The sequence below is a fragment of the Streptomyces sp. NPDC048639 genome (genome assembly GCF_043199075.1).
In the GTDB taxonomy this organism is placed as follows: Bacteria; Actinomycetota; Actinomycetes; order Streptomycetales; family Streptomycetaceae; genus Streptomyces.
In genome coordinates, this window is record NZ_JBICVP010000004.1 from 399,533 (window position 1) to 413,026 (window position 13,494).

The following is a 13,494-nucleotide window of genomic DNA, read 5'->3' on the forward strand; positions in this document are numbered from 1 at the left end:
CAGTCAACGTTCAGGCGGGGCTGAGGCGTTCATAGCAGTCGTAGTTGCGCTGGGAGGAGATCTTGCCGTCCCGGAAGGTCAGGAAGGTCGCGATGTGGGCCCGCAGGACGTGGCCCGCGGGCAGGTCGCCCAGGGGGCGGGCGATGGTGCCGGTCCACAGCACCTCCAGAGCCACCTGATGCTCCGAAGCCACCGCGTTGAGCACCTCGAAGCTCTGCTCCGTCAGGCCCTTGCGGCCGGCTTCGGCCGCGGTGCCCAGGCCGGCGAGATCGCGTACGGCGCCGTCGGGGTAGAGCGCGTTGGGCAACTCGTGGTGGACGGCGTCCTCGTGGAAGAAGGCGGCGAGTTCGTCGCCGGTGGCGAACCGTGAGACGGCCGCGTGGTAGCGGACGGCCAGGTCGATGAGCGGGTGCTGCTGCAATGCGGTCTGCTGAAGCTCGGACATATCTACAACCATAGTTGCACAACCTTGGTTGTCAAATGCAGAATGGAGCCATGCGACAGGACGTGGAACCCCATGAGCTGGACACCGGCACCCTGGCCCTCTTCGTCGGCTTCGCCGCGGCAGGGGCCGTCCAGGACGAGCTGAGCGCCCGGGGCTTCGGCGATCTGCGGTTCTCCCACGGCTACGTCTTCCAGCACCTCATCGATGGACAGCCCACGGTCGGCGAACTGGCCGACCGGCTGGACATGACCCAGCAGGGTGCCTCCAAGGCCGTCGCCGAACTCGAACGCCTCGGCTACGCCGAGCGCGTCCCGGACGACCGCGACGCCCGCATCCGCCGCGTACGGCTGACCGCGCGCGGGCGCGAAGGGGTCGAGGCGGCGCGCACCGCACGGGCAGAGCTCGATGACCGCCTGGCCGCGCGGTTCGGGAAGCGGAAGCTTGCCGAGCACCGCACGCTGCTGGCCGGGATCCTGGACGGACTCGGCGGCGCCGCCGCCGTCCGCCGCCGGGACGTCAGACCCCCGCAGTGATCGGAGCGGGGCGCCGGGCGGAGGCGCCGTACCGTGGGCCCATGGGCACCGTCTCGCTGGTCACCGGCGGCAATCGCGGCATCGGGCGGGAGACGGTACGCCGGCTCGCGGGGCGCGGGCACACGGTCCTGCTCACGGCCCGGTCGCAGGACGCCGCCGAGGCCGCGGCGGCCGACCTGGTGTCCGCGGCCGAACCGGGCGAGATCCTGCCGCTGCGGCTCGATGTCACCGATGCCGCCTCGATCGAGCGCGCGGCCGCGACGGTCGCGGAGCGGCACGGCCGCCTCGACGTCCTGGTGAACAACGCGGCCATCGCCTACGACACCTGGCAGCGGCCCTCCGGCGCGGACCTCGACGTCGTACGGGAGGCCGCCGAGACCAATCTCTACGGACCCTGGCGGATCATCCAGACCTTCGCCCCGCTGCTGCGCGCGAGCGCCCACCCGCGCATCGTCAACGTCTCCAGCGAAGCCGCCTCACTGGCGAGCATGGGCGCGGGCACCCCCGCGTACGCCGTCACCAAGGCCGGGCTCAACGCCCTGACCGTGATGTTCGCGGCCGAGTTCCGCCGCGACGGGATGCTGGTCAACGCGGTCTGCCCCGGCTGGGTCGCCACCGACATGGGCGGGGCCGGAGGGCGGCCCGTGGGGGAGGGGGCCGCGAGCGTCGTCCGGGCGGCGACGCTTCCGGACGACGGGCCGACGGGCGGGTTCTTCCGGGACGGGCGGCCGCTGCCCTGGTGACCGCGGGCGGTACGGGAGCTGCCCGGGTGCACGGTTTGTCCGGACAATCGAACTTCACGACTTCCCGTCATCAGTGCTTACGGCTAGTCTCGCCTGCGTGGCGAAGCAGCAAGAGGCAGACTCCACCAGGTCTCTCCAGCTCAGCGTGGACCGCAGCAGCCCGGTCCCCCTCTACTTCCAGCTCTCCCAGCAGCTCGAGGCGGCGATCGAGAAGGGCAGACTCGCACCCGGCAGCCTGCTCGGCAACGAGATCGAGCTCGCGGGCCGGCTCGGCCTGTCCCGGCCCACCGTCCGCCAGGCCATCCAGTCGCTGGTGGACAAGGGGCTCCTGGTCCGCAGGCGCGGGGTCGGCACCCAGGTCGTGCACAGCCAGGTCAAACGCCCGCTCGAACTGAGCAGCCTCTACGACGACCTCGAAGCCGCCGGTCAGCGCCCCGCGACCCGCGTCCTGGTGAACACCACGGAGTCCGCCACCGCCGAGGTCGCGGCGGCGCTCGGTGTCCCCGAGGGCTCCGAAGTGGTCCTCGTCGAACGGCTGCGCCTCGCACACGGCGAGCCCATGGCGCACCTGTGCAACCACCTGCCCGCCGGACTCCTCGACCTGGACACCGCGCGGCTGGAGTCCACGGGCCTGTACCGCCTCATGCGCGAGGCGGGCATCACGCTGCACAGCGCCCGCCAGGCGGTCGGGGCGCGTGCCGCATCCGCCGACGAGGGCGAGCAGTTGGGGGAACCGGAGGGGGCGCCGGTGCTGACGATGCAGCGGACGACGTTCGACGACACCGGCCGCGCGGTCGAGTTCGGGTCGCACATCTACCGGGCGTCCCGTTACGCCTTCGAGTTCCAGTTGCTCGTCCGGCCCTGAAGACCCAGACCCTGAAGACCCAGGCCCTGAAGACCCAGGCCCTGAAGCGGTGCGTGTGCGTCCGGCCTTGAAGGGCCGGGCTCGGAAGCGGGCCTCCCGTAGGACCCCTGAAGCGGGGCTCCCGCGCGCGCCCGGGGTCCTCCCCGTACGGTGCTGCACCGGTGCCCGCCCCCGGGCCGCACACCCCGTCCGCGTAAGAATGTTCGGACAAAGTATTGACGCGGCCAGTCGCCCGCCGTTAGAACTCCTCCAGCCGCAACGATGCGGCTCAGGAGGGAAGGCGGAGCCACCATGGCGGGCAGACCCAGGATTCGTACGGCGGCGGTGCTCACCGCGGCCATCGCGCTCGCGGTCGCCGGTTGCAGCAACTCGGGCGGCAAGGACGCCGAGGACGCGCCCGCGGGCGGCGGCAGCGGCAAGGGCGTGGACACCCCGCGGATGAAGATCGCGATGGTGACGCACTCCGGCGAGGGCGACACGTTCTGGGACATCGTCCAGAGCGGCGCCAAGCAGGCGGCGGCCAAGGACAACGTGGAGTTCCTCTACTCCGCGAACAAGGAGGGCGACGAGCAGGCCCAGCTCGTCCGTACCGCGATCAACAAGAAGGTCGACGGCCTGATCGTCACGCTCGCCAAGCCCGACGCCCTGAAGGACGAGATCGCCCGGGCCGTCAAGGCCGGCATCCCCGTGGTCACCATCAACTCCGGCGGCCAGTACTCGCAGCAGTTCGGCGCCCTGTCGCACATCGGCCAGGACGAGGCCGTGGCCGGTGAGGCCGTCGGCGAGGAGCTGAACAAGCGCGGGAAGAAGAAGGCCCTCTGCGTCATCCACGAGCAGGGCAACGTCTCCCTGGAGGAGCGCTGCGCGGGCGCGAAGAAGACCTTCAGGGGCTCGCTGCAGACGCTCAACGTCGAGGGCACCAACATGCCCGCCACCCAGTCGTCCGTCGAGGCCAAGCTCCAGTCCGACAACGGCATCGACGCGATCGTCACGCTCGGCGCGCCCTTCGCCGCGGCCTCCGTCAAGGCGAAGGAGCAGTCGGGCAGCAAGGCCGAGATCGACACCTTCGACCTCAACGCCCAGGTCGTGAAGTCGCTGAAGGCCAAGGAGATCGGCTTCGCGGTCGACCAGCAGCCGTACCTCCAGGGCTACCTCGCGATCGACGAGCTGTGGCTCAACAAGACCAACGCCAACGTCCTCGGCGGTGGGAAGCCGGTGCTCACCGGGCCCGCGGTCGTCACCGAGAAGGACGTGCCGCGGCTGGAGAAGTACACCGCCCGCGGCACCCGATGACGAGGCGGGAAACGCCCGTCACCGATACTTGGTCGGCCGTGCCCGGATCCTCCCGGACACGGCCGCACCAGGACAGACATCAGGCGGTACGGCGCGCGGCGCGCGCCCCGCGCAGGGAGAGAGGCACGTCTTCGTGGCACGGGTTCGGACAGGCACGCGAGCGATGGGCGCCGTGATGGCGGCGACACTCGGCGCGACCCTGGCGGGATGCAGCAGTACGGGCGGCAAGCGCGCGGAGGAGCGCGCGGCCGAGGCCACCACCGGCCGGGCCGCCGTGAGCACGCCCCGCTGGACCTTCGCCATGGTCACCCACTCCGGCGACGGCGACACCTTCTGGGACATCGTGCAGAACGGCGCCGAGCAGGCTGCCGCGAAGGACAACATCAAGTTCCTCTACTCGCACCACAAAGAGGGCCAGCAGCAGGCGCAGCTCGTCCAGAGCGCCATCGACCGCGGCGTCGACGGCCTCATCGTCTCGCTCGCCAAGCCCGACGCGATGAAGGACGTCATCGCCAAGGCGGTCAAAAAGGGCATACCCGTTGTCACCGTCAATTCCGGCTCCGCGCAGTCCAAGCAGTTCGGCGCGCTCTCGCACATAGGCCAGGACGAGACCATCGCCGGCGAGGCCGTCGGCGAGGAACTCAACAAGCGCAAGAAGAAGAAGGCTCTCTGCGTCCTGCACGAGCAGGGCAACGTCGGCCACGAGCAGCGCTGCGACGGAGCGCGCAAGGCCTTCGACGGGGACATGAAGAACCTCTACGTCGAGGGCACCAACATGCCCGAGGTCCAGTCCTCCATCGAGGCCAAGCTCCAGACGGACAAGAGCATCGACTCCGTCGTCACCCTCGGTGCGCCCTTCGCCGACACCGCCGTCAAGGCGAGGGAACAGGCGGGCAGCGACGCCGAGATCGACACCTTCGACCTCAACGCCAAGGTGGCCCAGTCCCTGAAGGACGGGGACCTCGGCTTCGCCGTCGACCAGCAGCCGTACCTCCAGGGCTACGAGGCGGTCGACCTCCTCTGGCTCCACCACTACAACGCCGATGTCCTCGGCGGCGGCCGGCCGGTGCTCACCGGCCCGCAGATCATCAGCGAGAAGGACGCCGCCGAGCTGCAGGAGTACACGAAGCGGGGAACGCGATGACAGTCCTTGCCAAGACACCGACCACCACCCGGGACGACCGGCTGCTCGAAACCTCCCTGATACGCCGCCTCATGGGCCGGCCCGAGCTGGGCGCGACCGTCGGCGCCGTCGCCGTCTTCATCTTCTTCGCCGTCGTGGCCGACAGCATCCTGCGGGCGCAGAGCCTCAGCACGGTCCTCTACGCGTCGTCGACCATCGGCATCATGGCCGTCCCGGTCGCCCTGTTGATGATCGGCGGCGAGTTCGACCTCTCCACCGGCGTCATGGTGACGTCCTCGTCGCTGATCTCGTCGATGTTCAGCTACCAGATGACCGCCAATATCTGGGTCGGCGTCGCGGTCTCGCTCGTCCTGACCCTCGGCATCGGCTTCTTCAACGGCTTCCTGCTGGTCCGTACGAAGCTGCCGAGCTTCATCATCACGCTCGGCACCTTCCTGATGCTGACCGGCCTCAACCTCGGCTTCACCAAGCTGATCAGCAGCACCGTGTCGACCAAGTCGATCGGCGACATGGAGGGCTTCGAGTCGGCGAAGGCACTCTTCGCCTCCCGCCTGAGCATCGGCGACGTCGACCTCCAGGTCACCATCCTGTGGTGGTTCGCCCTCGTCGCCCTCGCCACGTGGATCCTGCTGCGCACCCGTATCGGCAACTGGATCTTCGCCTCCGGCGGCGGGCCCCAGGCCGCGCGCGCCGTCGGTGTCCCGGTGGCGAAGACGAAGATCGGGCTCTACATGGGCGTTGCCTTCTGCGCCTGGATCTCCGGACAGCATCTGCTGTTCAGCTACGACGTCGTCCAGTCCGGCGAGGGCATCGGCAACGAGTTCCTCTACATCATCGCGGCCGTCATCGGCGGCTGTCTGATGACCGGCGGCTACGGGTCCGCGATCGGATCGGCCGTCGGCGCCTTCATCTTCGGCATGACCAGCAAGGGCATCGTCTACGCCGAGTGGAATCCCGACTGGTTCAAGTTCTTCCTCGGAGCGATGCTGCTCCTGGCCACCCTGCTCAACGCATGGGTCCGCAAGCGGGCGGAGGCACGCGCATGACCGCACTGGTCCGGCTCACCGACGTGAGCAAGTTCTACGGCAACATCAAGGCCCTCCAGGGCGTCTCCCTCGAAGTGCACGCGGGCGAGATCACCTGCGTCCTGGGCGACAACGGCGCCGGCAAGTCCACCCTGATCAAGATCATCGCGGGACTGCACCGGCACGACGCGGGCGTCTTCGCCGTCGACGGCGAGGAGACCTCCCTCGGCTCCCCGCGCGAGGCGCTCGACCGCGGCATCGCCACCGTCTACCAGGACCTCGCCGTCGTCCCGCTCATGCCGGTCTGGCGGAACTTCTTCCTCGGCTCCGAGCCCACCCGGGGCAAGGGCCCCTTCCGCCGCCTCGACGTGCGGAAGATGCGTGAGACGACCCGTACCGAGCTGCTGCGCATGGGCATCGACCTGCGCGATGTCGACCAGCCGATCGGCACCCTGTCCGGCGGCGAGCGCCAGTGCGTGGCCATCGCCCGCGCCGTCTACTTCGGGGCCAAGGTGCTCGTCCTCGACGAGCCGACCGCGGCGCTGGGCGTCAAGCAGTCCGGCGTGGTCCTCAAGTACGTGGCTGCCGCCCGGGACGCCGGCCTCGGCGTGGTGCTGATCACGCACAACCCGCATCACGCCTACCTCGTCGGTGACCGTTTCGTCCTGCTCAAGCGCGGCACCATGTCCGGCAGCTACACCAAGGACGGGATCACCCTCGACGAGCTGACACGGCAGATGGCGGGCGGCTCGGAGCTGGAGGAGCTGAGCCACGAGCTGAAGCGGGCGCCCGTACCCGAGCATCTGAAGGCGGCCGCCGACCAGGCATGAGGTGCTCGGACCGGACGTGCGGAGGCCGGCGTCGGTCCCGTTTGGCAGAATCGCCAGCAGTACCGCATGTCCGCGACCACCTAGGGACGAGATGAGCACGTACCGCGAGCCGGCACCCCGCGGCTCGGCCAGGGCGACCGTCCTGCGTACCGTCGGCACCCGCGAGCGCCGCTCGCACCTCACCGCCCCTCGGGTCCCCACCGTCGGCATCGACATCGGCGGCACCAAGGTCATGGCCGGTGTCGTCGATGCCGACGGCAACATCCTGGAGAAGCTGCGCACCGAGACGCCGGACAAGTCCAAGAGCCCCAAGGTCGTCGAGGACACCATCGCCGAGCTGGTTCTCGACCTCTCCGACCGGCACGACGTCCACGCGGTCGGCATCGGGGCCGCCGGCTGGGTCGACGCCGACCGCTCCCGCGTCCTCTTCGCGCCGCACCTCTCCTGGCGCGACGAGCCGCTGCGCGACGCCCTCGCGGCCCGCCTCGCCGTCCCCGTCATGGTGGACAACGACGCCAACACGGCGGCCTGGGCGGAGTGGCGGTTCGGCGCCGGTCGCGGCGAGGACCACCTCGTCATGATCACGCTCGGCACGGGCATCGGCGGCGCCATCCTCGAGGACGGCCAGGTCAAGCGCGGTCGCTACGGGGTCGCGGGCGAGTTCGGGCATATGCAGGTCGTCCCCGGCGGCCACCGCTGCCCCTGCGGCAACCGCGGCTGCTGGGAGCAGTACAGCTCGGGCAACGCCCTGGTCCGCGAGGCCCGTGAGCTGGCCGCCGCCGATTCCCCGGTCGCGTACAACATCATCGACCGCGTCGGCGGCCAGATCTCCGAGATCACCGGGCCCCTGATCACCGAGCTGGCGCGCGAGGGCGATGCGATGTGCGTCGAGCTCCTCCAGGACATCGGGCAGTGGCTCGGCGTCGGCATCGCCAACCTCGCCGCCGCCCTCGACCCCTCCTGCTTCGTCATCGGCGGCGGTGTCAGCTCGGCCGACGACCTGCTCATCGGCCCGGCCCGGGACAGCTTCCGCCGCCATCTCACCGGGCGCGGCTACCGTCCGGAGGCCCGTATCATCAAGGCGCAGCTCGGCAACGACGCGGGGCTCGTCGGCGCCGCCGACCTCGCCCGGCTCGTCGCCCGCCGCTTCCGCCGCGCCACCCGGCGCCGCGTCGAGCGGTACGAGCGCTACGAGCGATACGCGCAGTACGCACAGGGCCTCCGAGGGAGCCGTCGATGACCATGGCCGACCGCCCGGCCGTCCCCCGCCAGACCCCGTCCGCCCCCGGCGACGGGGGAGAGGGCCCTCAGCGGACCCCTCCCAGCACCCGCCGGCGGGTCCTGACCCTGATCATCGTCGTGCTGCTCATCGGCATTCCGGCGGGCTATCTGGCGATCTCCGCGAACCAGAGCCGGGACAGCGGCAAGGACAAGGAGGGCAAGGCCGCCGCGACGGGCCTGACCGAGGGCTGGCCGTCCCGGGTGTCCCGCCGCATCTACGACGTGCCCATCCCGGCGTACTCCGCCGACGTCGCGTCCTACGAGTCGAACTCCTGGAAGATCAGCAAGCTGTACGTGCAGTTCGTCACATCGCAGGACGGGCTGGACCAGTTCCTCGGACGCATCGGAACCAGCCGTTCCTCCCTGGAGCAGGGCAAGGTCACCATCAGCACCAAGGAGGCGGCGACGGTGGGCTGGCAGCTCGGCGCGGGCGAGAAATCGAAGTGGGCGGGTACCGTCCACAAACACCCCAAGCCCCAACCCGTGCAGGACATCACGGTCGATTTCGCGAACAAGGCCCACCCCAAGGTCTACGTCGTCTCCACCGTGACCCCATGACCCAGCCGCCCCGAGGCGGCGGATAGCGTGGCGAACGTGAGCGAGAGCAAGACCCTTCAGCACCGGATGGACGGCCCGCAGGACGCCCCTGTGCTCGTCATCGGCCCCGCCCTTGGCACCACCTGGCACATGTGGGACCGGCAGATTCCCGAACTCGCCCGGCGCTGGCGGGTTCTGCGCTACGACCTGCCCGGTCACGGCGGTGCCCCCGCCCACCCCGTAGCCTCGGTCGCCGACCTGGGCGACCGCCTGCTGGCGACCCTCGACGAGCTGGGCATCGACCGCTTCGGCTACGCGGGGTGCGGGCTGGGCGGCGCGGTCGGCGTCGATCTGGCGCTGCGCCGGCCGCACCGGCTGGCCGCCCTCGCGCTCGTCGCCGCCTCCGCGCGCTTCGGCACCGCGGACGAGTACCGGCAGCGCGGTGTGATCGTGCGCACCAACGGGCTGGAGCCCATTGCCCGTTCCGTCCCGGAGCGCTGGTTCACGCCCGACTTCGCCTCCGTCCAGCAGGCCATCGCCGACTGGTCGGTGCAGATGGTGCGCACCACCGACCCCGGCTGCTACATCGCCGCCTGCGAGGCCCTCGCCGCCTTCGACATCCGCACCTCGCTGGACCGGATCGGCGTGCCCACGCTTGTCGTCGCCGGATCCGAGGACCCGGTCACCACGCCCGCCGACGCCCGTGTGCTGGTCGCCGGAATAAAGGATGCCCGGCTCGCGCTCGTCCCCGGCACCTCGCACCTGGTCCCGGTCGAACAGCCATCGGCCGTCACCGATCTGCTCGTACGCCACTTCGACAGCTCCGGGCAGGACAAGCACAGCGGCGGGGGGCAGACCACCCTGCTGCGGCCGGTGCCGTCCAGCGCCTCGCCGCAGACCGGCAGCCAGGCCGTCGTCCCGCCGGACGCGGAGCCCGGGTCCGCCGAGGCCCCGCCCGAGGTGGAGGCACCGCGCCCCGACCCGTACGAGCAGGGTATGAAGGTGCGCCGGGCGGTGCTCGGCGACGCCCACGTGGACCAGGTCGCGGTCGACACGGACGACTTCACGAGCGACTTCCAGGAACTGATCACCCGCTACGCGTGGGGCGAGGTGTGGACCCGGCCGGGCATCGACCGCCGCACCCGCAGCGTCATCACGCTCACCGCGCTCGTGGCCGGCGGCCACTTCGAGGAACTGGCGTTCCACACCCGCGCCGCGCTGCGCAACGGCCTGACCCCCGCCGAGATAGGCGAGGTGCTGATGCACACGGCCGTCTACTGCGGCGTCCCGGCGGCCCATTCGGCATACCGGGTGGCGCGGGAGGTCATACGGCAGGAGACGACGCCCCAGGAGTAGATTCTCCCGGCAGGCCGGCGCGGGACGTCACAGGCAGGACGTCACGGGCAGGACCGCACAGCCCGCACGTCACCGGACCCCGGGAGGACACCCCGTGCAGCTCACGAAGAAGGGCCACGCCTGCATCCGGCTGGAGAAGGACGGCCGGGTGCTGGTCGTCGACCCGGGCGCCTTCAGCGAGAAGGACGCCGCGGTCGGGGCGGAGGCGGTGCTGATCACTCACGAGCACCTCGACCACTTCGACGAGGAGCGGCTGCGCGCGGCCCTGGAGGCCGACCCGTCCGCCGAGATCTGGACCCTGCGCAGCGTCGCCGAGCAGATCGCGTCCGCCTTTCCCGGGCGGGTCCACACGGTGGGCCACGGCGACACCTTCAGCGCCGCGGGCTTCGACATCGAGGTGCACGGCGAACTGCACGCCGTCATCCACCCGGACATCCCCCGGGTCACCAACGTCGGTTACCTGGTGGACGGTTCGGTGTTCCACCCCGGCGACGCGCTCACCGTCCCCGAGCGTCCCGTCGAAACCCTGATGCTGCCCGTGCACGCGCCCTGGAACAAGGTCGCCGAGGTCATCGACTACGTCCGCGAGGTCGCCCCGCGGCGCGCGGTGGACGTCCACGACGGGCTGCTCACCGACATCGCGCGGCCGGTGTACGACCGAATGCTCGGCCCGGACGGTCCCGGTGTCGCCGGTGCCCACCACGACCGGCTGGCCCCGGGGGAATCCCTCGCGCTCTGAGCGCGGACCGGACTGTCGGTGGCCCGCTGTACATTCGTCCTCATGCGCATCGCCACCTGGAACGTCAATTCGATCACCGCCCGGCTGCCCCGGCTGCTGGCCTGGCTGGAGAGCAGCGGCACGGACGTGCTGTGCATCCAGGAGACCAAGTGCACCGACGAGCAGTTCCCGCGCGAGCAGCTCCGCGCGCTGGGCTACGAGTCGGCGGTCAACGCGGACGGCAGGTGGAACGGCGTCGCGATCGTCTCCCGCGTCGGCCTGGGCGAGGTGACCCACGGCCTGCCCGGCGGTCCGGACTACGACGGTGCCCAGGAGCCCAGGGCCATCTCCGCGACCTGTGACGGCGTCCGCGTCTGGTCGGTCTACGTGCCGAACGGCCGCGAGGTGGACCATGCGCACTTCGCGTACAAGCTGCAGTGGCTGGAGGCGCTGGGCGCCGCGGTGACCGGGGACGCCGCGGCGGAACGGCCGTTCGCGGTTCTCGGCGACTTCAACATCGCGCCCACGGACGAGGACGTCCACGACCGCTCCGCCTTCGAAGGGCTCACGCATGTGACCCCGGCCGAGCGGACCGCCCTCGAATCGCTGCGCGGCCTCGGCCTCACCGATGTCGTCCCGCGCCCGCTCAAGTACGACCACCCGTACACGTACTGGGACTACCGCCAGCTCTGCTTCCCCAAGAACCGCGGGATGCGGATCGACTTGGTCTACGGGAACAAGGCGTTCGCGGGCGCGGTCAAGGACAGCTACGTGGACCGTGAGGAGCGCAAGGGCAAGGGGGCCTCGGACCACGCACCGGTCGTGGTCGATCTGGACGGTGCGGCCGTCCGCCAGGCCTAGCCGGGGCAGGGCTCCCGGCGCGGGCGGCGGGGAGTCCGCTGCCCGCGACCGGGAGTCGTCACGGGGCCAGCAGCCGCAGGTCGATGGAGTCGGCCAGGGCCTGGAGTCCCTTGTCCCCGGGGTGCAGATGGTCGCCGCTGTCGTAGGCCGGAAGCATCCGCTGCGGGCGTGACGGGTCGCGGATCACCGCGTCGAAATCGAGCACCGCGTCGAAGGTCCCGGCGTTCTGCCGGAGGAACGCGTTGACGGCGGTGCGCCGTGCGTCGACCTCCGGCGTGCAGTCCGGATAGCCCTCGCAGGGGGCGATCGTCGCCGCGACGACCCGCAGCCCGTGCGCCTTGGAGCGTTCGGCGATGGCGCGCAGGCCCGCGATCACCTGCTCCGGCGTGGTCCCCCAGCGCACATCGTTGATGCCCTCGAAGACCACGACCGTACGGGCCCGGGTCTGGGCCAGCACATCGCGGTCCAGCCGGTGCTGGGCGCTCACGCCGCCCGTGTCCGCGCTCACCCCGTCCCCCGGGTAGCGGTCGGTGACGATCCGGTTCGCCGAGATGCCCTGGTTGAGCACGCCGTAGCGGGGGACCGCGCTCTGGGCCTGGAAGCGGCGGGCGAGGACGTCCGGCCACCGCCGGTTGCCGCCCACCGTCGACTTGTCCCCGTCCGTGATCGAGTCGCCGAGGGTCACCACCGAGCCGGGGCCGCCGCCGGTGTCCACGCCGGTGAGGAAGGGCCAGGTGCTGATCGTTTCCGTGTACGCCTCTCCGCCGCTGTCGGCCGTCCGGTCGCCGCTGCCCTGCGTGCTCACATAGCTGATCTGGTTGGTCCTGCTGTGCAGCGGCGCGGCCGTGACCGGGTCCGGCAGATGCAGGCTGACCAGGAGGTTCGCATCGGCCGGTACGCGGAAGTCCGCCGGGTCGCTGAACGCCTCGGCCCCGGCGGGGATCACCGCCTCCTGCCGTCCGCCGAACGTCAGTCGCCGCGGGGACCCGGCCGCCGCCGCGCCAGCCCCCTGGACGGCGACCGACGCGTGCCCGATGCGCACCGGCGCGGACGCGAAGGTGTTGGCGAGCCGGATGCGGATGCCCCGGCCGCCCGCGCTGGTGTGGACGACGAGCCGTACGGTCCGGTCGGCCCACGGCCCGACCGCGGCGTAGCCGGAGGCGCTCGCCGACCACGTACCGGTCCATCCCGGCGCCGGGCTGCGCACGGCTGCCGCGAAGATGTGCAGATCGGCGGTGGGCCCGGGGTCCGGGGGCAGGACCACCGACGCGATCTCCCGTCCGCGCTCGACCGGCACGGTCACCGCGTACAGCCGGACCTTCTCGGTGCGCTGCCCGCCCGGGGTGTTGATGTGCGGCAGCGCGACGGCCTTGGTCGCGAGCGGCCCGGTGCGCCAGTCCGGGACGGCGAGGGTGTACGCGGTGCGTCCGCCGTCGCGGTAACGCACCGTGCCGGCGCCGGCCACATCGGCGCCCGCCCCCGTCGACGCGACGAGGAACGACACCGCGTCGCCCCGGCCGCGCAGCCGTACCGCCTGGCTGTTGGCCCGGACGTTGTCGGGCCGCCCGGCCGCGGAGCGGGGCCAGGTCAGCCGGGCGCCGTCGAGCGCGAGGATACGGCCGGGTGTCCAGCCCGCCGCGCGGAGGTCCTGTGCGGACAGTGACTGACCGGTGCCGTCGAAGTCGGCCTCGGTGGGGCGGGCGTCGTCACTGACCGCCGTGTTGTCGAAGAGCCGCTCCAGAGGGAGCGGCTCCGTACGGCTTTCCTGGGCGACGGCGGGGGACGGTGCCCCGCCCGCGGCGACGGCGACGGCCGCCCCGACTGCGACGATTCCGGTGATCCATCGCCGTGCGACGAGCATGT

At 71.2% G+C, this 13,494-nt stretch carries 14 protein-coding genes; 12 read left to right on the forward strand and 2 right to left on the reverse strand.

Features of this window, described 5'->3' with window-relative positions:
- Positions 1–10 precede the first annotated feature (10 nt).
- Positions 11–445, reverse strand: a complete 435-nt coding sequence (locus tag ACGFNH_RS13525) for a nuclear transport factor 2 family protein (protein WP_393653237.1) — start codon at positions 443–445, stop codon at positions 11–13.
- Positions 446–495: 50 nt separating this feature from the next.
- Between ACGFNH_RS13525 and ACGFNH_RS13530 the strand changes: the two genes are divergently transcribed.
- From ACGFNH_RS13530 to ACGFNH_RS13585, 12 genes are all read left to right on the forward strand, one after another.
- Positions 496–978, forward strand: a complete 483-nt coding sequence (locus ACGFNH_RS13530; protein WP_393653238.1) for a MarR family winged helix-turn-helix transcriptional regulator — start codon at positions 496–498, stop codon at positions 976–978.
- Between the two features lie 41 nt (positions 979–1,019).
- Positions 1,020–1,721, forward strand: a complete 702-nt coding sequence (locus ACGFNH_RS13535) for an SDR family oxidoreductase (protein ID WP_393653239.1) — start codon at positions 1,020–1,022, stop codon at positions 1,719–1,721.
- 145 nt (positions 1,722–1,866) lie between these two features.
- Entirely contained in the window at positions 1,867–2,586 is a 720-nt protein-coding gene (locus ACGFNH_RS13540) for a GntR family transcriptional regulator (RefSeq protein ID WP_393653568.1), read from the forward strand.
- A 291-nt stretch (positions 2,587–2,877) separates the two neighbouring features.
- Positions 2,878–3,879, forward strand: a complete 1,002-nt coding sequence (locus tag ACGFNH_RS13545) for a sugar ABC transporter substrate-binding protein (RefSeq protein WP_393653240.1) — start codon at positions 2,878–2,880, stop codon at positions 3,877–3,879.
- Positions 3,880–4,042: 163 nt separating this feature from the next.
- Positions 4,043–5,023, forward strand: coding sequence for a sugar ABC transporter substrate-binding protein (locus ACGFNH_RS13550; RefSeq protein ID WP_393653241.1), 981 nt, complete (start codon positions 4,043–4,045; stop codon positions 5,021–5,023).
- On the forward strand, positions 5,020–6,069 hold the full coding sequence (locus ACGFNH_RS13555; protein WP_393653242.1) for an ABC transporter permease: 1,050 nt from the start codon (positions 5,020–5,022) through the stop codon (positions 6,067–6,069). The genes ACGFNH_RS13550 and ACGFNH_RS13555 overlap by 4 nt, the downstream gene beginning before the upstream one ends.
- Positions 6,066–6,878: an ATP-binding cassette domain-containing protein gene (locus tag ACGFNH_RS13560; protein ID WP_393653243.1), complete on the forward strand. Its 813-nt coding sequence runs from the start codon at positions 6,066–6,068 to the stop codon at positions 6,876–6,878. Before ACGFNH_RS13555 ends, ACGFNH_RS13560 begins: the two co-directional genes overlap by 4 nt.
- Before the next feature lie 91 nt (positions 6,879–6,969).
- Complete coding sequence (locus tag ACGFNH_RS13565; protein WP_393653244.1) at positions 6,970–8,118, forward strand: ROK family glucokinase; 1,149 nt, start codon at positions 6,970–6,972, stop codon at positions 8,116–8,118.
- Positions 8,115–8,717 (forward strand): hypothetical protein, encoded by a 603-nt coding sequence (locus ACGFNH_RS13570; RefSeq protein ID WP_393653245.1) that lies wholly within the window; start codon positions 8,115–8,117, stop codon positions 8,715–8,717. Before ACGFNH_RS13565 ends, ACGFNH_RS13570 begins: the two co-directional genes overlap by 4 nt.
- Before the next feature lie 66 nt (positions 8,718–8,783).
- A complete protein-coding gene (gene pcaC, locus ACGFNH_RS13575) occupies positions 8,784–10,052 on the forward strand; it encodes a 4-carboxymuconolactone decarboxylase (RefSeq protein ID WP_393653570.1) in 1,269 nt (422 codons plus the stop codon).
- 94 nt (positions 10,053–10,146) lie between these two features.
- Positions 10,147–10,791: an MBL fold metallo-hydrolase gene (locus tag ACGFNH_RS13580; RefSeq protein ID WP_393653246.1), complete on the forward strand. Its 645-nt coding sequence runs from the start codon at positions 10,147–10,149 to the stop codon at positions 10,789–10,791.
- 42 nt (positions 10,792–10,833) lie between these two features.
- Entirely contained in the window at positions 10,834–11,631 is a 798-nt protein-coding gene (locus ACGFNH_RS13585; RefSeq protein WP_393653247.1) for an exodeoxyribonuclease III, read from the forward strand.
- Positions 11,632–11,689: 58 nt separating this feature from the next.
- Here ACGFNH_RS13585 and ACGFNH_RS13590 read toward each other — a convergent pair whose 3' ends face one another.
- The gene (locus ACGFNH_RS13590) at positions 11,690–13,492 is read right to left on the reverse strand and encodes an SGNH/GDSL hydrolase family protein (protein WP_393653248.1); all 1,803 of its coding nucleotides are present in this window, start codon (positions 13,490–13,492) and stop codon (positions 11,690–11,692) included.
- Between the last annotated feature and the right edge of the window lie 2 nt (positions 13,493–13,494).

Bases quoted from the DNA above. Each gene is read 5' to 3' on its own strand.
- ACGFNH_RS13525 (WP_393653237.1), bottom strand. From the start codon at position 445: ATGTCCGAGCTTCAGCAGACCGCATTGCAGCAGCACCCGCTCATCGAC.
- ACGFNH_RS13530 (WP_393653238.1), top strand. From the start codon at position 496: ATGCGACAGGACGTGGAACCCCATGAGCTGGACACCGGCACCCTGGCC.
- ACGFNH_RS13535 (WP_393653239.1), top strand. From the start codon at position 1,020: ATGGGCACCGTCTCGCTGGTCACCGGCGGCAATCGCGGCATCGGGCGG.
- ACGFNH_RS13545 (WP_393653240.1), top strand. From the start codon at position 2,878: ATGGCGGGCAGACCCAGGATTCGTACGGCGGCGGTGCTCACCGCGGCC.
- ACGFNH_RS13550 (WP_393653241.1), top strand. From the start codon at position 4,043: ATGGGCGCCGTGATGGCGGCGACACTCGGCGCGACCCTGGCGGGATGC.
- ACGFNH_RS13555 (WP_393653242.1), top strand. From the start codon at position 5,020: ATGACAGTCCTTGCCAAGACACCGACCACCACCCGGGACGACCGGCTG.
- ACGFNH_RS13560 (WP_393653243.1), top strand. From the start codon at position 6,066: ATGACCGCACTGGTCCGGCTCACCGACGTGAGCAAGTTCTACGGCAAC.
- ACGFNH_RS13565 (WP_393653244.1), top strand. From the start codon at position 6,970: ATGAGCACGTACCGCGAGCCGGCACCCCGCGGCTCGGCCAGGGCGACC.
- ACGFNH_RS13570 (WP_393653245.1), top strand. From the start codon at position 8,115: ATGACCATGGCCGACCGCCCGGCCGTCCCCCGCCAGACCCCGTCCGCC.
- pcaC (WP_393653570.1), top strand. From the start codon at position 8,784: ATGGACGGCCCGCAGGACGCCCCTGTGCTCGTCATCGGCCCCGCCCTT.
- ACGFNH_RS13585 (WP_393653247.1), top strand. From the start codon at position 10,834: ATGCGCATCGCCACCTGGAACGTCAATTCGATCACCGCCCGGCTGCCC.
- ACGFNH_RS13590 (WP_393653248.1), bottom strand. From the start codon at position 13,492: ATGCTCGTCGCACGGCGATGGATCACCGGAATCGTCGCAGTCGGGGCG.